The sequence below is a fragment of the bacterium genome (genome assembly GCA_016700035.1).
GTDB lineage: Bacteria > Patescibacteriota > Saccharimonadia > CAILAD01.
Genome location: CP064998.1, coordinates 451445 through 469950, shown reverse-complemented (window position 1 = coordinate 469950; position 18506 = coordinate 451445). Strand labels below are relative to the sequence as shown.

16 protein-coding genes and 1 tRNA gene are annotated in these 18506 nt (G+C 43.9%); 8 read left to right on the top strand and 9 right to left on the bottom strand.

All coding sequences use genetic code 11. From position 1 onward, the window contains the following. Positions 1-31: 31 nt before the first annotated feature. Both IPM44_02215 and IPM44_02210 read right to left on the bottom strand, forming a co-directional pair. Positions 32-499 (bottom strand): hypothetical protein, encoded by a 468-nt coding sequence (locus IPM44_02215; GenBank protein QQS26522.1) that lies wholly within the window; start codon positions 497-499, stop codon positions 32-34. A 75-nt stretch (positions 500-574) separates the two neighbouring features. After that, complete coding sequence (locus IPM44_02210; GenBank protein ID QQS26521.1) at positions 575-2362, bottom strand: ABC transporter ATP-binding protein; 1788 nt, start codon at positions 2360-2362, stop codon at positions 575-577. A 72-nt stretch (positions 2363-2434) separates the two neighbouring features. Here IPM44_02210 and IPM44_02205 point away from each other — a divergent pair, with 72 nt between their 5' ends. From IPM44_02205 to IPM44_02195, 3 genes are all read left to right on the top strand, one after another. Further along, on the top strand, positions 2435-3097 hold the full coding sequence (locus IPM44_02205; GenBank protein QQS26520.1) for a Crp/Fnr family transcriptional regulator: 663 nt from the start codon (positions 2435-2437) through the stop codon (positions 3095-3097). Between the two features lie 75 nt (positions 3098-3172). After that, positions 3173-4048: a rhodanese-related sulfurtransferase gene (locus IPM44_02200; protein QQS26519.1), complete on the top strand. Its 876-nt coding sequence runs from the start codon at positions 3173-3175 to the stop codon at positions 4046-4048. A gap of 468 nt (positions 4049-4516) precedes the next feature. Beyond that, positions 4517-5296, top strand: a complete 780-nt coding sequence (locus IPM44_02195) for a helix-turn-helix transcriptional regulator (GenBank protein ID QQS26518.1) — start codon at positions 4517-4519, stop codon at positions 5294-5296. 45 nt (positions 5297-5341) lie between these two features. On the opposite strand, the gene IPM44_02190 is transcribed toward IPM44_02195, so the two are convergent. Next, positions 5342-5755, bottom strand: coding sequence for a hypothetical protein (locus tag IPM44_02190; GenBank protein QQS26517.1), 414 nt, complete (start codon positions 5753-5755; stop codon positions 5342-5344). 335 nt (positions 5756-6090) lie between these two features. On the opposite strand from IPM44_02190, the gene IPM44_02185 reads away from it, so the two are divergent. Both IPM44_02185 and IPM44_02180 read left to right on the top strand, forming a co-directional pair. Continuing rightward, entirely contained in the window at positions 6091-6570 is a 480-nt protein-coding gene (locus IPM44_02185; GenBank protein QQS26516.1) for a hypothetical protein, read from the top strand. 18 nt (positions 6571-6588) lie between these two features. Further along, on the top strand, positions 6589-6792 hold the full coding sequence (locus IPM44_02180) for a hypothetical protein (protein QQS26515.1): 204 nt from the start codon (positions 6589-6591) through the stop codon (positions 6790-6792). Here the strand turns inward: IPM44_02180 and IPM44_02175 are convergent. Further along, the gene (locus tag IPM44_02175) at positions 6789-7004 is read right to left on the bottom strand and encodes a helix-turn-helix transcriptional regulator (protein ID QQS26514.1); all 216 of its coding nucleotides are present in this window, start codon (positions 7002-7004) and stop codon (positions 6789-6791) included. The genes IPM44_02180 and IPM44_02175 overlap by 4 nt on opposite strands. A gap of 232 nt (positions 7005-7236) precedes the next feature. On the opposite strand from IPM44_02175, the gene IPM44_02170 reads away from it, so the two are divergent. Next, entirely contained in the window at positions 7237-8397 is a 1161-nt protein-coding gene (locus tag IPM44_02170; GenBank protein ID QQS26513.1) for a Fic family protein, read from the top strand. 69 nt (positions 8398-8466) lie between these two features. Continuing rightward, positions 8467-11040 (top strand): ATP-binding protein, encoded by a 2574-nt coding sequence (locus tag IPM44_02165; protein ID QQS26512.1) that lies wholly within the window; start codon positions 8467-8469, stop codon positions 11038-11040. A gap of 435 nt (positions 11041-11475) precedes the next feature. Here IPM44_02165 and IPM44_02160 read toward each other — a convergent pair whose 3' ends face one another. The 5 genes from IPM44_02160 to IPM44_02140 form a co-directional block, all read right to left on the bottom strand. Beyond that, the gene (locus IPM44_02160; protein QQS27358.1) at positions 11476-12564 is read right to left on the bottom strand and encodes a hypothetical protein; all 1089 of its coding nucleotides are present in this window, start codon (positions 12562-12564) and stop codon (positions 11476-11478) included. Positions 12565-12648: 84 nt separating this feature from the next. Further along, positions 12649-12909 carry a type II toxin-antitoxin system RelE/ParE family toxin gene (locus IPM44_02155; GenBank protein ID QQS27357.1) on the bottom strand — a complete coding sequence of 87 codons (261 nt, stop codon included), beginning with the start codon at positions 12907-12909 and terminating at the stop codon, positions 12649-12651. After that, a complete protein-coding gene (locus tag IPM44_02150) occupies positions 12906-13187 on the bottom strand; it encodes a type II toxin-antitoxin system RelB/DinJ family antitoxin (protein QQS27356.1) in 282 nt (93 codons plus the stop codon). The genes IPM44_02155 and IPM44_02150 overlap by 4 nt, the downstream gene beginning before the upstream one ends. Before the next feature lie 163 nt (positions 13188-13350). Next, positions 13351-14778 (bottom strand): hypothetical protein, encoded by a 1428-nt coding sequence (locus tag IPM44_02145; GenBank protein ID QQS27355.1) that lies wholly within the window; start codon positions 14776-14778, stop codon positions 13351-13353. 370 nt (positions 14779-15148) lie between these two features. After that, positions 15149-15223, bottom strand: a tRNA-Glu gene (locus tag IPM44_02140). A gap of 409 nt (positions 15224-15632) precedes the next feature. Between IPM44_02140 and IPM44_02135 the strand changes: the two genes are divergently transcribed. Then, positions 15633-18470, top strand: a complete 2838-nt coding sequence (locus IPM44_02135; protein QQS27354.1) for a ribonucleoside-diphosphate reductase subunit alpha — start codon at positions 15633-15635, stop codon at positions 18468-18470. The last annotated feature ends 36 nt before the right edge of the window (positions 18471-18506 follow it).

Here is an 18506-nt window from a genome sequence, read left to right as displayed (position 1 = left end):
GGGTAATTTGATTTTTTAAAAGTAAAGCGATCTATTTATAATGGTCTTTTATCTGGAATAGAATGTATAGACCAATGATGGTCGAAATAGCTTGCATAACAATATCGAAGAATAAGCCTGACCCTAAGGCGTGTAAGATGCCATAAACAAAGAAGACGATATCAGCCCAAAAGACTAGCTTCCAAGCCGATAGTTTTCGAGCCCGTAAGCCTGGAAATGTAATAAATAGCAAGGCAATTGAGGCTACTAGAACTAGTCCAGAAATTAATATCAGTGGCCCCTGCGTGGCGCCAACTGATATGGCTACAACACTAACAAATCCAGCTAGACCAAGTGCTACCAATGCCAAAGGTATCAGTAATATTCCGATGACTAGATTAACCCATGGCATCCATTCAACTATTAAATTACGCCATTTGGCTGGTATTTGAAATGGTGCTTGCTTAGTAAAGTATGGCTCTAAAAGTGTAATTAGGTCACTAGACTTGGCTTTTGCCATGATATTATCTCCTGGTAAAAATTAATAACTAACATCATTGTAGTACTTATTGGCTGTATAACAAAATGCTTATGTCTATGATGCAATATCGAATTTCTGGAGCTTTTTCTTAGCTGTATCGGCGCTAGCGGTTTGGAGTTGTAAGAGTTCGGCGTAAATACCACCTGACCTACTAGCCAATTCGTCGGGGCTACCCTGCTCTGCAACCTTGCCATTTTTAAGGCCAATAATCATATCGACGTGAGTAATGGTGCTCAATCTGTGCGCAATAATGATCGTTGTGCGTCCCTTCATTAGGCGCTCCAGGGCTTGTTGCACTTGAGCTTCGGCTTTTGCATCGAGTGAGCTAGTGGCTTCATCCAGGATGAGAATTGGTGGGTTTTTTAGTAGAGCGCGAGCAATAATAATCCGTTGTTTTTGCCCGCCAGATAGCTTAACCCCTCGCTCGCCCACTTGCGTCTTAAAGCCTTGCTCCAGCTTAGCAATAAAACCGCTGGCATTAGCCAACTCAACTACCTCTTCTAGCTCTGATTGGGTGTAGCGACGACCCAGTCCGTAGGCAATATTTTCTTCAATAGTGCCAGAAAAAAGTGCCGGATCCTGAAAGACAATACCAATCCCCTTTCGCAGACTAGATTGTGTAACCTGAGTAATTGGTGTGCCATCGATGGTAATGGTGCCTTCGTTAGCTTCGTAAAAGCGCACAATTAGGTTTGCTAGAGTTGACTTCCCTTCACCCGACTCACCAACCAATGCAACTTTACTGTGAGCTGGGATTGTAAAGCTGATGTCATCTAAGACACTATGCTTGCTGTTGTAGCCAAACACTACATGCTCAAAACGCACTTCCCCATCTTTAATTTTAAGCATCTTAGCATTTTCTGCATCGGTAATAGTCGACTTTTTATCCATTATTTCAAAGAAGTCTCGGCTGTCAGCTCGTGCTCGTTGAATACCTTCAATAATAAAGCTCGAGCCAAATAGCGGGAATTGAGCTTGGTTTGCTAGTGTAATCAGTAGTACGGCTGTACCAATTGAGTATTGACCATTTAGCGCCTGCCAAACAATCACAGCAAAAATTGTAAAAAAGACCAAGCCCAGAATTGCTCGCCGGACAGCATCGTACTTATGCCAGGTGATTGATTGCGAGCGAGTTGAAGTTTCTATCTTATTGCGGCGCCTTCGATAATCTGCTAGCTCGCCAACTTCGCGCACAAAAGATTTAACCACTCGAATTTGACCAATCGACTCAACAAACCGACCATTTGCGACATCAAGCGTCTTATTGATTTCTCCTTGCTTTTTTTGCCAAGCCGCACTGGAGAGATGTGTCAGCCAAATGTAGGTGGGAAAAATAATAACCAATAGTAATGCCACAGGCCAGGAGTAGATCGCAATTGCTACGAGCGTTACAACGGTAGTTAGGAAAAATTGAACAAAATTATTTGCTAAGGCGTTCATTAGCTGAGAAAGACTTGATATGGAGCGCTCTAAGCGGGCGGTTATCTTGCCAGTCTGTTCCGAGTCATAGTACTCAATCGGAAGATTCATCAGGTGCTCGTAATAGCTGGTCGAGAGATGAGTATTGAGCTTTTGTGACATATTATCACCCAGATAGCCATTGATATTTGAGAGGACGGCTACAATGAGCGAAGCCACCAGCATGAGACCAAGTGGGACGAGGGCCTGCGTAAATTCAATATTGCCACCCTGAGCATGAGAGCTAATTAAATCCACCAGTTGCTTGGTGAGAAATGGATTAACTAAGTTTAATAAAGCCAATATGATAACTAGCGCACCAATGCCGTAGTAGTACCATTTTAGTTTTGAAGAGAATTTAAGAATTTTAATAAGATCGTTCATAGCTTTGTTATTGTACGGCCAATTTTTGTGTCTGCCTAGCGGATGGGGCTTATTTAGTGCAATAATATTGCTATGAAGCCCGTACGTGCCCTATTTATGAAGCAACCTGCACAGAATTACAAGCGTGGTGATGTTTTACTACACCAGGGTGAAGTTGGTGACGAAGTACTATTTATTACCGATGGCTTTGTAAAAGCTTATACCATAGCTGATGATGGTGATGAAAAACTTATCACTATTCTTGGGCCTGGTGATGTGATTAACTTGGAGGCGGTGTTATTCTTTGACCACACACACCGTTATTATTATGAGGCTATGACAGACGGTAGGGTGCGTATTTTAGAGGCTCCAGCACTTCAAAAAAAGCTTGAAAAAGACTCGGAAGCATTACTTGGCTTGGCACGCTATCTGATGACGCGCAATGATGAGTTAGCTCAAACGCTGGACAATATTTTACAAGCCAAAGCCGATGTAAAGCTAGTAAATATGTTGGCCCTCTTGGTTCAGCGCTTTGGTCAAGAGCTATCAGAGGGCACGGTGACCCTCCCCTTCACCCTTTCGCATGCTCAGCTGGCTAGCATGGTGGGTACCACTCGCGAGACTATGACCGTGCAGGTGCGTCAGCTCACTAAGCGTGGCGTGGTGAAGCCGGCTAAGTCTGGTCTGTTTCGTAATCATAAGTCTGGCTTTGAAATTAATCTGGCGAAATTACGTGAGATGACCGATGTTGATTGATGGCATAAAGGAAAAATTTATATTTAACCCAAGTAGCAGGGTTTCTTGGTTGTTTTTAAGCTATAATAATGCCTTATGAAAAAAGTTATACTCTACTATAAATTTATACCCGTGCAAGACCCTACGATGACAATGCGTTGGCAACGTGAGCTGTGTCGCCGGCTCAACCTCACTGGGCGGATTATCGTCAGCCCGCATGGCATAAACGGCACACTGGGTGGTGATTTAGAGAGCTTAAAGGAATACAAGCGTGAGATGAACCGCTCGGCTATTTTTCGAGGTATTACCTACAAGTGGAGTGAAGGATCGGGTGAAGAGTTCCCTCGCTTGAGTGTTAAGGTGCGCCCAGAGTTAGTGGCATTTGGTGTGCCAGATGAGGTTCGAGTAGATGAAAATGGTGTTGTTGGTGGAGGTAAACACTTAAAACCCGAGGCTCTGCACAGGCTAATGGCAGAACGTGATGACGTGGTATTTTTTGATGGCCGTAATGCGTACGAGGCAGCCGTAGGCCGGTTTAAAGAGGCAGTTGTGCCGGAGACTCGCACCACTCATGATTTTGTAAAGGAAATTGACTCAGATAAGTACGACAAGCTAAAAGATAAGCCGGTGGTTACCTATTGTACTGGTGGTGTGCGCTGTGAAATACTCTCAGCTCTCATGAAAAACCGTGGGTTTAAGGATGTGTATCAGATAGATGGTGGCATTGTAAAATACGGCGAAAAATATGGTGATGAAGGTGCCTGGGAGGGTTCACTCTACATCTTTGATGGTCGCATGGAGCAACGGTTTAGCGATCAATCGGTTGATATTGGCAAGTGTAGTCATTGTGACGGAGCGACCAGTCGATATATTAATTGCGATAATGTCAGTTGTAATGATCTAGTTTTGGTGTGCGAGAAGTGTGCCGAGACAGCAACTTGCGCGAAATGCGTTAAGGATAGGGCTAAATAAAAAAAGGCTTCCCTAGTGTGGGAAGCCGACTATAATTCAGTGGCCGTGCAGGTTGTCTTCTACGAAGATATGCTCTTCGTGGGGTGGTTAACCGATATCAGCACGCCACTTAGGGCTCTAAGTGCCGCTGTTGGGACGACTAACTGAGTCCCCACTCATGCGATTACCCTCTTGGTGAGTACTCGGTTATTGCGAGATCAGCGACCAGGGAGAGGTGGCAGAGGGTACGGACCGGGGCCAGGGCCGGTCGGTCGGCCTGGCGGAGGTGGTCCCGGGGGACCTGGATTGGGGCGTCCTGAACACTTCATTTTGTACCAACTTTCTATTGGTAGGTGCACTGGTAGGTGCATCAACTATTGTTGATGGCTTTATTTTGCATTACTAAGCTACTAAAGACCATAGTGTATAGTGAGAAAAATTGTGCACTACAATATTGCACAATTTCTATATCTATGTTAGGGTAACGGCATGAATATGTTTACTCAAACTACAGGCGAGAAAATCAAACTAGCTCGTCTGCGTCTCGGCATCACTCAACAGCAGTTAGCCGATCTGCTAAACGACAAACTTACCGGTGATGCGATTATCGAGCGATCCCTTATTTCACGCTGGGAACAGGACAAGAATTTTCCTCGTAACTCCCGTAAGATGGCTCTGCAGGATGTGCTTAATATTCAGCTTGGGTCACCACCCAGTCGACGCGATACGTTTTCTTCATACATGACTAATCTAAATGAAATTGAGACTTCTATTTTGCTAGGATTGCAGAATTGCCATGAATTATGGATGACCAATAAGGCTATAGATAGGTCTATATGGCATGAAATGGATCGAGTACAGCGTATTATGCGGAAACTCAAAAATGATAAAACTTGCTATTTTCGTGAGATTTTCTATATAAGAAACCTTGAGGATTTAAAGAATGTAAAGAAGATAATTTCTATTCATCCACCTAATTATGAGATTCGTATACGTGTTGCTCCCGGCCATGCATTTCCAGTTTTATTTGCTCCAAAAAATCGATACGGTGTTATTCTTTCGGGTTTTTTTGATGACATTACCAGTGTTGGTCTAGAGCTGAGTGGACAAGTTTCTGGCTTTAATGAGCATTATTTAAGGCTAATTTGGAATAAGGCCACACCTATATATGAAAATAGCAAGTTCTTAAAGGATAATTATGAGCTTGCATTTGAGATACTACAGTCGCTTGGGGGTAGCGTAAAGAATGAGTTTACGGATAGATTTTAAATAGTAGTAACAAAAATCTCACCATGCAAAAAGCTAATTAAATAATTATTCCGCAAGATGAGTAATTAAAGTGTGTAATTGATCTGGATTTTTTGATAGATCTATCTCTATCCAGCTGTCGAGCGCGTTACGGCGCAATAGTTCTTCCTTCTCAAAGTTAAATAAATAATCGTCAAACCATATGAATGGCCTAGAAAAATCAATCGCCTCTGTCTTTGCTAAGTCCCAATTGGTGGACTTAATATTATTAAGTAAGTGTACAGTTTTTGGGGACAGTATTCTAGATAAATACTCAACTACGTGCTGAGTATCCCCTTTGCAGTGAGTGGTTAGCCAGTAGGTTGAATAATTATTTGTTACGAAATCCAAAAATTCGTGTACATAATTTGCTGGGTGCAGATTGTGTGCAAGCAGGACGCCATCTACGTCTAGGTATATGTTTGGTTGGCTGGGCTCCATCAGTAAACGATTGCTTATATTCCCCTTAATAGTAATATTAGCTCATACATAGTGCAAGGTGTTTAAATTATCATATTGAGTTATATCAAGTATATAATTTAGTGATCCCACGGAGAATATACATATAATTTTCTCAAGTGCTCGAAGCGAGCTTCTGCGTACTTTCGTCATTATCGAACTCCTTCGGAGTCCAGTTTTTACGATAAAACTACCAAGCAAAAAGCCCAGCTTACACTGGACCCTTTGCTTGGTGAACCTAAAGGGTACTCATTCCGAAATCTTTTATTGTGAACTGGAGGAGCTAGCGAATCAACTTACTGCTCAGGAGAATCACAATGTTTAGGTTGCTCCGTAAGACGCCAAAGGCCGTGTTAACAAACACCTCGCTATACAACGAGCAATCCTTCTATAGCGCATTTGTGCGAGATGTGAAAAGAGCACAATCAGCGGTAGTTATTGAAAGCCCGTTCTTGACCGAAAAAAGAGCGCTGTACTTTTCAGGGCTATTCAATAAACTGACCAGAAAAGGTGTGAAAATTCGAGTAAACACCCGAAATCCACGTCACCATGATAAGCTGCTGGAGATACAAGCCTGGAAATCCATCAGAATCCTTAGAGATAACGGCGTCAAAGTCTATTTCTTTAACGATATGCGTCACCGCAAGCTTGCAATTATTGATGGTCAAATATTATGGGAAGGTTCACTGAACATTTTGTCACAAGTACTCAGTCGAGAAATTATGCGTCGTACTAATTCGATTGAGCTAGCTCATCAGATGATTCAGTTTACAAAGATTAACAACAGGTTCTGGTGATATACTAGAGGTTCAAGTATGCACAATGAATACCACATCAATGAAGAAGACATAGCAAAGATTATTAAGTATCTTAAGTTTGAAGATCCTGATAATGCTAACCGTGAATATGCAATTCAGCTTATTGAGTCAATGCAGATAAGTGGCAATGAAATAGCACGATCAGATGAAGCTTTGGCTGAAGCTATCAGGCAATATACGAAGAAGGATGATAAGAGCTAATCTGGAAAAATATCCAATGCTTTAACACCTAAGACAGCAAATATTTCGTATAATGTTTCGACTGATGCAATAGCAGCCCCCTGTTCCAAGGTTGCGTAGTAATTAGTAGAGAGCCCTACTTTTTCAGCAATTTCACGCTGAGTGTAGCGCTTTGCTTTACGAGCCTTCTGTAGATTGGATCCAATTGCTTTTCTCAGTTTAACTTCGTTCATGTTCCTGTAGACTTATTAAAAATATCGTATACAAACTGTATCATATATTGTGTAGTATGTCTAGGTTCAATCATCGGTTTGGTTACATAATTTTCTATGCCTCGTTACATAAGCATAGTGCAAATGGTTACATGTTTCATGAAATATTGACATAAATAACAGATTATAATTTGCTTTTTGGTTACATGTGATATAATGAATAGGTTACATAGTTTATTGAAAAAGATAACATATGAAACTATATATCCCGAAACCAGCCGTAGACACCGAAACTATCAAGCTAGTTATTGAGCTTGAACGTCTTCGTAATCGGCGAGTCAGCGGTTCAACTCCGCCCTGGCTTTTCTTTGAACTTAAATCGCTCTTCCATGCTATCGAGAGTATTGCTTCCGCACGCATAGAAGGTAACCATACGACTGTTGCGAATTTTGTTGAAGCCGTTCGGGACGATGAAGATCAGTCTACAAAGCAGACCGAACAGATCCGTGAAATCACAAACATCGAGAAGGGTATCGACTTTATCGAGAAGCAAGGTTCAGACCTCATCATAAATAAAGCGCTGATCCTCCGTTTGCACCAGATCGTCGTTGATGGCCTAGACCCGTCTAAGGAGGGTGATACGCGTGCTGGAGCGTATAGAAATGAACCACGTAGTATAAGTAAATCGAATATCTCCCTTGCAGCCTGGTCAGATATTCCAGATTTAATGGACAACCTTTTTGATTTTATAAATCAAAAGGTTGATCCACAGTTCGATCTACTGAAAGATGCGGTAGCACACCACTACTTTACGTGGATTCACCCCTTTGGTAATGGCAACGGACGAGTCGTCAGGCTTCTTACTTATGCGATGCTCACAAAACAAGGTTTTATTGATGGGGACGGTATGCGTTTACTAAGCCCTGCAGCCGTATTTGGCAATGATAGAAACCAGTATTACGCTATGCTTGCCGAGGCTGACAAAAACACTGATCCTGGAATACTCAAGTGGTGTGAGTACATGTTACGTGGTGTCAAAAATGAAGTAGACAATGTCAACGAATTACTCGATGCGTCTTTTACAAAAGGAAAAATTATTGTACCTGCCCTTGATTATGCACTAGAAAAACAACGCATTAATGAACTCGAGTACAAAATGCTCAAAATAGCTATAGAAAAAGACATTGTTCAAGCTGCTGATTTCAAGCCACTATTTGCAGACGAAATATCACACGTTAACATCTCGAAAGCCATCCGTAAATTACGACAGCAAAACTTCTTGCGACCATTGGATGGAGACAAGTCTCGTCGCTACACTATCCGGCTAAATCGCAACGCATTGACTCTTGGTGTAGTCATGCAACTCGACACTCAAGGCTATCTACCAATACAAGATTCACAGTTCAGTAAATAACAGCTATTGCCTCCTTAGACCACCTCTGTTACTCTTTATGCAATCAGATTGGAAACTACAGGAGCTGCCATGACGGATAATTCTGGTGGGCAGATAGTTGAAAGACTACAAACCATTTTACCGTGGTTAGGGCTCCTTGTTGTGTTAATCACTGTACTGGCTTTCGTTATTGGTCTTATCCTTAGACTCTATAATTACTACCGAAAGTACAAACAGGAAGCAGTTTTACTTGAGTTGACACCACCGGCTTTTACCAACAAAGCTCCACTTGCCACCACGCAGCTATTCTCAGTACTACATGGCCTCCTTAAATCACGAAGTTTCAAGGATGTAATTTTACGCTATGTACCGTCATTTTCGCTAGAGATAGTATCAACCAAAGACAAAGGTATTCGTTATCTTATACGGTCAAGTAAGGCAGCCGAGGAACTTATCCGGCAGGCAGTTGCTGCCTACAGTCCTGACGTAAAAGTTCAAGTCGTTAAAGATAGTCGTGAGACCAAAGGATTTATGGCTCTGCAAACCTACAAACAAACTGAACACTACGCTATGCCCCTGGATACGTCAAAGTCCCTGCATGAACATGATCCAGTCGCCTACTTAACCAGCTCGATGACAAAGCTTGAAGATAATGAACGGGTTAGTTTACAACTCGTCGTCACGCCAGCTGTTATCTCTGAGGCTTTTGCAATTGATCGTAAGATACGCCAGGGTTACTGGTCGGGATCAAGCCTTGAGAAAAAGTTTGGTCATAAAAGCATCTTTCGGATTATCTTTGCGATTGTAAAGCTACCGTTTGTTATTGCCTGGAGTATGATTTATGGTTTTCTGTATCACGATATACCAGCAAGCTCTAAAGCTACTAACAGTCTACCTACTAATACCCATATCCCTCCGGCCGAACAAGAGCTTTTGGACCGAATGCATGACAAGTTAACCCAAGACTTATTTTATGTCGATATCCGGACTCAGATTGTGGCTACAGATAAAGCCCGAGCTAAATCTAGAGCCCAATCACTAGCTAACTCGATGGCTACCTACGCTACCCCAACCTGGCAAAGACTACGAACCACGAGAGCTTGGATACCGTGGCTTGGTGTGCGACATCGGATATGGGTACTCGATCATCGCTTGCCGTCACTAGTGCATAGAAATAGTAATGTTTTAAGCTCGACTGAACTGAGTGCCTTATACCATTTCCCTCATAGTACGTCAGCTCGCACTGAAAACATCTCAAAGTCACTCAGCAAAACCTTGCCAGCACCAACCTCTCTCAAGAGTGCAAAGTATCTTGATGTGACCTTAGGCAAGAACAGTCACCTTGGCAGCGAAACCTTAATAGGCCTCACTGAGGCTGAACGTGAACGGCATGTCTATATTATTGGCGGAACAGGAAACGGTAAAACCACTATGCTTCAGTACGGTATCATTCAAGATATTAAAGATGGTAAGGGATTAGCCGTCATTGATCCTCACGGAGATATGGCTTTAACACTGCTCAAATACATTCCAAAAGATAGAATCAAAGATGTTATCTACTTTAATCCTGACGATATTGACCATCCACTGGCTATGAACCTGCTAGAAATACCAGATGGTCTGACTGGTAGTGCTTTGGAGCGAGAAAAAGATCGAGTGACTGAATCAGTCATATCGGTACTCCGTAAAATATTCTCCGACGATGATTCAGGAGGACATCGGATTGAGTATGTGCTCCGCAACGCTATACAAACAGCCCTAACAACTGACGATCCCACTATCTTCACTATCTTTGAACTCCTCACTAACGACAACTACCGTAAGAAAATAACCAATGCACTGCCAGCTGGAACCTTAAAGAACTTCTGGCAGAATGAACTCGGTAAAGCCGGTGCGATGCAACGAGTCAAGATGAGCCATGGAGTAACCAGCAAAATTGGTCGCTTTGAATTCTCGCCCAGTACCAAACGAGTTATGTGCAGACCCAAATCGACCATCGACTTTGATGATATCCTGTTTTCTGGCAAGATCCTGATCTGCAACTTCAGCAAGGGCAACCTGGGAGAGGATACGTCAGAACTATTTGGTACAGCTGTGCTGGCCAAGCTACAGTTAGCAGCTTTACGTAGATCTCGGTTAACCCAAGACGAGCGAGAACCATTTTACCTCTACGTCGATGAATTCCAGAACTTTGCGACGATGCCGTTTGTCCAGATGCTATCCGAAGCTCGTAAATACAAGCTGTTTCTGACTATGGCTGAGCAGTCTACAGCACAGCAGGACGAACAAAGACTAGTCCAGATAATCTTAGCCAATGTTGGTACAGTTATTAGCTTTAGGACGGGTAGCCCGGTAGATGAGCAATTGGTACTACCATTATTTAAGCCATTTATCGATGAAGGCGAGATAGCCAATCTACCCAGTTACAATTTCTATGCAAGGCTGAGTGCTATACGATCGCAGGAACCGATGTCTGGGGAGACTTTGCTTCTGGAAGACGAGGGAGATAAGGCTATGGCTCGGAAAGTCATAGAGTCTTCAAGGAAGTTGTATGCGTATGAGTACGAAGATGAAACGAAAAAGAAAAAAGCAGATAAAACCGAGTCTCATGAAACACAAGACGCTAAAGATAATGACTCGGAAGATGAGCCGATTGAGGTGTAGCAAGCCATAGAGCCACCACAAAATATACCGTAAGAGTCAGCGAACAGCTAGCCCGTTGCCCCGAGGAGCGTTGTTGCCTGGATTGACTTCTCCAGCATTGAAGTTCGCGTTGTCTGCGTTGTCGACATTGTCTGGGAAGGCTGAACGAGACCACAAGTTAGCGTTGTCACCCTGGTTGTCGAAGCCCTCGTCCCAGTTGCCAGCAAAACCCGGAACACACCACCGGACTACCTTACAATACTACTCATTATCCTGCACTCAGCGTACCGAATGCAGGCAAGTCTTGGTGGCGCTACTCCCACAGAACTAGTCTTCATCACATCAAGACTAGTGAGTATTGTCTCTTACATATGCTTATCTGCCTGACTACTCACCGGGTAACAAGCAATAGTTGCCACCAAGCATTACCCGGTTGCCGCCAAGCAAAGCATACTGTTATTGTACCCCCCGAAGTTTTAAACCACCAAGAAGCTTTTTGTGTTTATAATGCTTCACCAGCCCTCGATACGATGCTTCGGTTTCTTTTGAGCAATCCGGGTTCGAAAGTGCCGCTAGTAAGTTGCGTTTCAAGCGTTTGCCTGGGTGCAAGCGAAATGGGTAGACAACCGCCCCAAGGAAGGCCACACCACGGCTACATTCCTGCAGGTGTCGCTTATGAGGATGCAGTTTTAGTGCCAACTGATCCTCTACATAGCGCTCTATTGTCCTGGTCGCTTCAACCAGTTCATTTTTATCACTTGAAACGATGTAGAAATCATCAACGTAGCGTCCATAGTGTTTGAAGCCGAGCTCCAGCGTCACAAATCGATCTAGTTGGTCAAGATAGATATTACTCAGTAGCTGTGAGGTTAGGTTGCCAATGGCAATACCACGGCCTTTGGGCTGGTGAAACAAACTCTTGCTGGGCGGCAGACCTTTCCAAGCACTACGCGGACAGTTGAACACTGCCTCTTTCAGTGGGTCGTTAAAGATAATGACCTTCCACAAAAACTTACACAATTGGTAGGCGTAGCCCTGATTAGGGAACTGCCGATTCAGTCCCCACATGGCCCGGCTGTAGAGCTTTTTGCGCTCCAGACTCATGAAGTATCCCTGAAAATCAAGCTTTAGTATGTAGGCTGGACGGGTGTAGTTACGACTGACTGAACGAATGTGGTGGTCAAGCCGGCGAATACCATACAGTGTACCCTTGCCGAGGCGGCAACTGTAGTTATCTTCAATAAACCGGGCATCCCACCAACTACTTACTTGGTTGAACAAAAAGTGATGTACTACTCGATCACGAAAGGCAGCTGCAAATATCTCTCGTTTGATGGGTTTGTTGACAATGAAAGCAGTTGACGGTCGTGGCATGTAGGTACGCGTATGAATTTCTTGTGCCAGCGCCACCAGTTCTGATTTGGCAATTTTGTCGAACTTTTCCACTTCTGGCTTCTTTGTTTTACCACGTCGGGCGTCTACATAAGCTTTCCCGAGTTCTTTTGAGAGCCACGACGTACGGTTGTGTTGGGTGTTTATTTTCATTGTGTTTGCTGACAAATTTTATTTTGAATCTAGACAACTCGGTTAAAAGATTAGTTTTAGATCTGCTGCCCCCCTCGGCTTACGTTAGCCGTATAACTGACTATGCGTACCGACCATTTGGTACAAAAATACTTCGTTATCTACAATTTCATACAGTGCTCGTAAGTCGCCAGCTATATCAATGCTGTAAAAACGGCTCATCTTACCGCTAAGTTTATGTAACCGAAGCGACTCGTCATTGGGCTTTTGCGACCAGAGCTTTATGGCGTCTGTGGTTTTTTGTTGCATCTTTGGAGTAAGTTTTTTGTACTGTTTTCTGAATTTTTTACTATACCTTATAGTCATTTTGCATTAAGCCACGCAAAGCTTTCTTCTATATTATTAAAAGCAGGCGAATAATCATCTAGCTCACCAGCACGTACTTTTTTTGACATAGCCAGTAATTCGGCCTCCACTTCTGGCCTAAGCCGTGGCGAATCCGATATAGTTATGCTCCTGGTATTAACGAACTCTCGCAAACTGGCAGCTACCACTATACTCATAGGCAAGCCGAGCTCTTTGGCAACACTCTGAGCCCTCTTCTTTAGAGCGGGATCAATTTTTACATTCAATACAGTACTCATACTAACCATTGTATACACTTTAGTTAGCATGTCAATACATAGATTTTGTTATTTTCGTTTGCTGGGGCACCCAGTCGACTCGGCGGGGTTAGGGGTGGTCACCCCTAACCGCCATGCCTCGCTTTGTGGGCTACCCAGACAGTAGCCTCAGATGAATCTGATTCTACTGTAAGAGACAGCGAACAGCTAGCCCGACGCCCCGAGGAGCGACGACGCCTGGATAGACTACTCCAGCATTGAAGCCCGCGAGGTCTGCGTCGTCGACATAGTCTGGGAAGGCTGAACGAGACCACAAGCCAGCGGAGACACCCTGGCTGACGAAGCCCTCGTCCCAGCCGCCAGCAAAAGTACCTTTAAACGGTCCATCGTGTTGCCATTTGGCAATGTTTGCACCACTGTCTGCGTACTGGCCAGTACCGCCAAAGGCGATGTCAAGGTTTGAGTAATCACCAGAAGCGGTTGCCGTCTCTGTCTCTTCGTCATAGCTGAAGCCAACGGTTGGCAAGCGCCATCCGCTCGGGCAGATGGAGTATGGTGCATCACCGTCTGTTTCAGTGTGGGAGGCTCTGGATTCACCAGCTGTCACTGCAGGCCAGTTGTAGAGGTAACCGTAGTTGGTTTCGCCCTCTCCAGTATCACCGGTGACCGGGCCGTAGGCTCCGGGGTTGTCAGGGTCAGTAGTGCCGGTGGTGGTGAGTTGCGGCAAGGTGAAGTTGCTGGCTACGTCTGAGTCACTTGGTGTCAGGGTGAGGGTGCCTGTGGTACTACCAAGCTTGAGGTTCTCTAACATCCAGCAGTTGTTGTCGGCTAGTTTGGCTACTTGGTAGGTTTGGTTGTCGCCTCTCGTGTCAGTGAGGGTGATGACAGCTTCTTCATTGGTGCCAGTGTAGATAGGTAGTGCACTACAGTCACTGCTAGTGAAGGCTTGGAGGGTAGATCCTGCTTCACCCTCTGCTTCATTGTCAGCGACAGCGTAGTTGAGCTTTAGTTCTTTTTGCCCGGGCGTAACACTACCATCTATAGCAAAGGTGAGGGTTACGTCGGTTGTATCATTGCTTGATGCAGCGTCGGTAGCTTTGAGAGTCAGTGGAGCGTCTCCAGGGTTGAGACTAGTGTCAGTCGTGACATCACCACCCTTGAGTTTGATGCCAATGCCTGGTTCTGGTTCAGTCAAGCTGGCGGTTAGGGTGTAACCGCTGGCGTTAGCAGTGCCACTGGTGAGAGTTGTAGTAGCCGTAGCCGTACCACCAACTTGAGGAACGGTTATGTGAATGGTGTTCTGGTCGGTACCGAGGGAGAGAGTGGGAGCGGCAGAGGCAATGGGGAGGTTGGTGGTAGAAAGCACAGTAGCAAGGGTAAGCAGGACGAGGATACTGAAGCCCCGAGAGCTCGATTTACGTATGTTGGCTAATTTAAAGTGAGATGAACGACGAGTAGTTTTGTACCACAGGAAGAGGCCGGCTGTCAGGAGGATTAGGGCAATCAGGGTTGGCAGGAATAATGATGTACCAGTGTCGGCCAGGTTGCCACCAGCACCAGAGTCGCCACCAACGATAACGTTAATAGTCTGGGTCACGGTTTGGCTGTCCATGGTCGGCTCCTTTCTTGTTTAGTTATATTTGTAGCTTTATCTATTGAAATAAACTGCTTACGTATATTATACACCATGGTGAAAGGGATGCAAACAGCTTCGTGACCATACGGGATTAGAACTCGATGTTACAGAGGTGGGATACAAAAAAGAAAGTGTCTTGAATATATTTTAGAACACTTTCTTATCTGTTATTAGTTGTATTTTCTACTTGGTGACCTCACGGGGAATAAGCCTAAAGGCTTGCGAACTGCAGCAGTGCTCGGAGTAAACTCCTGTGCGCTGCCTTGTTCTTCGAACCGGTGTTCGATTCGTTTCTCGCGTAGAGAAACCACCAAAACAAAAACCCCACTTTCAGGGGCTCTTGTTTTGGTGATCCCACGGAGAATCGAACTCCGATTTCCAGATTGAGAATCTGGCGTCCTAACCGTTAGACGATGGGACCGAGCGGTGGCTGAAATACTCTTTAGCTTCTTTTGGGGTATATTTGCGGTGCAACACTTCGCGCAAAATATGGTATTGATAGATTTTGAACTTAGAAACTATACCACAATTAGACATATATTACCAGATTGTAGGGCCTTCGTTTAAGGGTGTTTTTTAATATTTGCTCCCTGCTATATTGGTGCGTATTATAGGTAATAGATTGATATGCACGTTTGTAGTGGGGGTTGACACGAATATAAGTATTTTCGTATTATGTTCGTAAGTAAAATATGTGTGCAGTGAGAGTGATACTAATTTAAGTCAAGCAACCATAAATGGTTTGACATCATTATACTACGCTATATATAGTGTAATTAGTTTAATAAACTACACTATATATACAAAAACAATAATCCAGGAGGGTGAGGATGAGTTTTGAGCAAATTAAAAAACGTAATGGTACGGTAGTAGATTTTGATAAACAGCGCATAGCCGATGCTATCTTAAAGGCTAGTCTTTCGGTGGATGGTGAGATTGAGGTGGAGCGTGTTTATGAACTAACCGATGCGGTTATAGATAATCTAGCCGTATTGCATATCGATGCAACGCCAGATGTGGAGAGTATTCAAGACCTTATTGAGCAGGAGCTGATGCGGGCTGGATATTATCAAACTGCTCGTAGCTATATTGTGTATCGCGAAGAGCATAAAAAACAGCGTCAGACTGAGCAGGAAGAGCAAGTTGCAAAGTTAGAAAAAACTGGCATTTCAGTACTGAACTCAAATGGTAAACCAGAGAAATTTGATCCCAAAAAACTTGAAAAAACTATTCAGCGTTTTGCCGCCAATCTAGACGGTGTTGACGTTGCATCAATTATCGAATCGGTTAAGACCAATCTATATGACGGGATTGCTGTTAGTGAGCTTTTTGAAGCTATTGTGATGACATCTAGAAGCTTTATCGAGCGTGACACTGACTACACAAAATTTGCCGCTCGCCTGCTTTTGCATAAACTCCATCAAGAAGTAGCTGGTGAGGCTAGTGAAAAAAAGATTCCATCAGCTTATCGCCAGACTTTTCTTACTAATCTTAGACGCGGTGTTGATGAGGGGCGCTTGCAGGCTGAAATTCTTGATTTTAACTTAGATGAGCTGGCTGAATACATGGATCTTAATCGCGATGATTTGTTTGACTATATGGGGTTACAAGTGCTCTATGATCGTTATTTCCTACGCTCTGCCGGTAGCGAGGATATAATTCTGGAAACACCACAAGCTTTTTGGATGCGCGTAGCTATGGGTATGGCGATGCAGGAATCTAAAAAAGACCGAACCGATTGGGCTAAGAAGTTTTATGACATTATGTCGACCCATCGATATGTACCGTCAACCCCCACCCTCTTTCATTCTGGCACTACCTATCCACAACTCTCATCTTGCTATCTTAATACCGTCAGTGATGACTTGGAGAATATTTTTAAGCTCTTCTCGGATAATGCTCAACTTTCCAAATATTCTGGTGGAATTGGTACAGATTATACCGCTATTCGAGCTACGGGATCGCTAATTAAGACAACAAATGTTAGCTCGCAAGGTGTAATTCCGTTCTTAAAGATAGCCAATGATGTGACGGTAGCTATCAATCGCTCCGGTAAGCGCCGTGGAGCCACTTGTGCCTACCTGGAGACTTGGCATTTGGATATTGAGGAGTTTTTAGAGCTTCGCAAAAATACCGGCGATGAACGTCGGCGCACACATGATATGGATACCGCCCACTGGATTCCGGATCTATTTATGAAACGAGTTCAGGCTGGTGCCATGTGGACCTTATTTTCCCCGGATGAAACACCAGATTTACATGATCTATACGGTAAAAAGTTTGAGCTGGCCTATGAAAATTATGAAAAACAAGTTGAATTGGGCAAACTTAACAATTTCAAGCGAATTCCGGCTGTGGATCTATGGCGTAAGATGCTCACTATGCTTTTTGAAACCGGCCACCCATGGATTACATTTAAGGACCCTTGCAATCTTCGTTCCCCCCAAGATCATGTTGGTGTGGTGCATAGCTCAAACTTGTGCACGGAAATCACTCTCAACACTTCTAGTGAAGAGACTGCCGTTTGTAATTTGGGTAGCGTTAATATGGCCCTTCATATCAACGGTGAAGTGCTAGATCACGATAAAATTAAAGAAACGGTCACCCTGGCGATGCGGATGCTAGATAACGTTGTAGATCTAAACTATTACCCTACTAAAGAAGCTAAGGCCAGTAATATGCGCCATCGCCCAGTTGGTCTTGGCATTATGGGCTTTCAGGATGCCCTCTATCAACTAGATATTGACTTTGCATCGGAAGCAGCCGTTGAATTCGCTGATGTATCAATGGAGTTGATATCATATTATGCCATTATTGGATCCTCGGAGCTCGCTAAAGAAAGAGGCGCTTACGAGAGTTTTAAGGGGTCGAAGTGGGATCGAGGTATATTCCCGATTGATACGCTAGATATTCTAGAGGCAGAGCGCGGTCAAAAGATTGATGTGGCTAGAACGCGTCGTCTCAATTGGGCGCCAGTCTATGAGATGGTTAAGAAAAACGGTATGCGCAACTCAAACACGATGGCGATTGCGCCAACTGCAACAATCTCAAATATTGTTGGTTGCTATCCATGCATTGAGCCAATCTTTAAAAATCTATATGTTAAAGCAAATATGTCGGGAGATTTTACAGTTATTAATCCCTATCTTGTTGAAGATCTAAAAGCCCTAGATTTATGGAACGATGAGATGATTAAGAAACTAAAATTTTATGACGGCAGTGTGGCGCAAATCTCCGAGATACCAGTTAATATTCGTGATAAATATAAGGAAGTGTTTGAGATTTCAGCCGACTGGCTAATTCGTACGGCAGCTTATCGTGGTAAATGGATTGATCAGAGCCAAAGTTTGAATATTTTTATGCGAGGGACTAATGGCAAGATGCTGGCTGACGTTTATAGCTACGCTTGGCGTATGGGACTAAAGACCACTTACTATCTGCGTTCACTGGCTGCTAGTCAGGTTGAAAAATCAACTGTCGATACTGCAGCTTTCGGCGATACGCATAAGCGAGATTTTAGTTCCAGCAGTTCGGTTGGCGGCAATATAATTACATCAATTGATGCTACTGTCGCCACTCAAGTATCAACTCAAACCATGGTGGCTACCAGTCAGGAAACACTAAAAGTTTGCTCAATTCTAGATCCAGACTGCGAAGCTTGTCAGTAAGCTCTTCAAGGAATAACTTAATGCTAGATTAGGAGG

Bases quoted from the DNA above. Each gene is read 5' to 3' on its own strand.
- IPM44_02215 (QQS26522.1), bottom strand. From the start codon at position 499: ATGGCAAAAGCCAAGTCTAGTGACCTAATTACACTTTTAGAGCCATAC.
- IPM44_02210 (QQS26521.1), bottom strand. From the start codon at position 2,362: ATGAACGATCTTATTAAAATTCTTAAATTCTCTTCAAAACTAAAATGG.
- IPM44_02205 (QQS26520.1), top strand. From the start codon at position 2,435: ATGAAGCCCGTACGTGCCCTATTTATGAAGCAACCTGCACAGAATTAC.
- IPM44_02200 (QQS26519.1), top strand. From the start codon at position 3,173: ATGAAAAAAGTTATACTCTACTATAAATTTATACCCGTGCAAGACCCT.
- IPM44_02195 (QQS26518.1), top strand. From the start codon at position 4,517: ATGAATATGTTTACTCAAACTACAGGCGAGAAAATCAAACTAGCTCGT.
- IPM44_02190 (QQS26517.1), bottom strand. From the start codon at position 5,755: ATGGAGCCCAGCCAACCAAACATATACCTAGACGTAGATGGCGTCCTG.
- IPM44_02185 (QQS26516.1), top strand. From the start codon at position 6,091: ATGTTTAGGTTGCTCCGTAAGACGCCAAAGGCCGTGTTAACAAACACC.
- IPM44_02180 (QQS26515.1), top strand. From the start codon at position 6,589: ATGCACAATGAATACCACATCAATGAAGAAGACATAGCAAAGATTATT.
- IPM44_02175 (QQS26514.1), bottom strand. From the start codon at position 7,004: ATGAACGAAGTTAAACTGAGAAAAGCAATTGGATCCAATCTACAGAAG.
- IPM44_02170 (QQS26513.1), top strand. From the start codon at position 7,237: ATGAAACTATATATCCCGAAACCAGCCGTAGACACCGAAACTATCAAG.
- IPM44_02165 (QQS26512.1), top strand. From the start codon at position 8,467: ATGACGGATAATTCTGGTGGGCAGATAGTTGAAAGACTACAAACCATT.
- IPM44_02160 (QQS27358.1), bottom strand. From the start codon at position 12,564: ATGAAAATAAACACCCAACACAACCGTACGTCGTGGCTCTCAAAAGAA.
- IPM44_02155 (QQS27357.1), bottom strand. From the start codon at position 12,909: ATGACTATAAGGTATAGTAAAAAATTCAGAAAACAGTACAAAAAACTT.
- IPM44_02150 (QQS27356.1), bottom strand. From the start codon at position 13,187: ATGAGTACTGTATTGAATGTAAAAATTGATCCCGCTCTAAAGAAGAGG.
- IPM44_02145 (QQS27355.1), bottom strand. From the start codon at position 14,778: ATGGACAGCCAAACCGTGACCCAGACTATTAACGTTATCGTTGGTGGC.
- IPM44_02135 (QQS27354.1), top strand. From the start codon at position 15,633: ATGAGTTTTGAGCAAATTAAAAAACGTAATGGTACGGTAGTAGATTTT.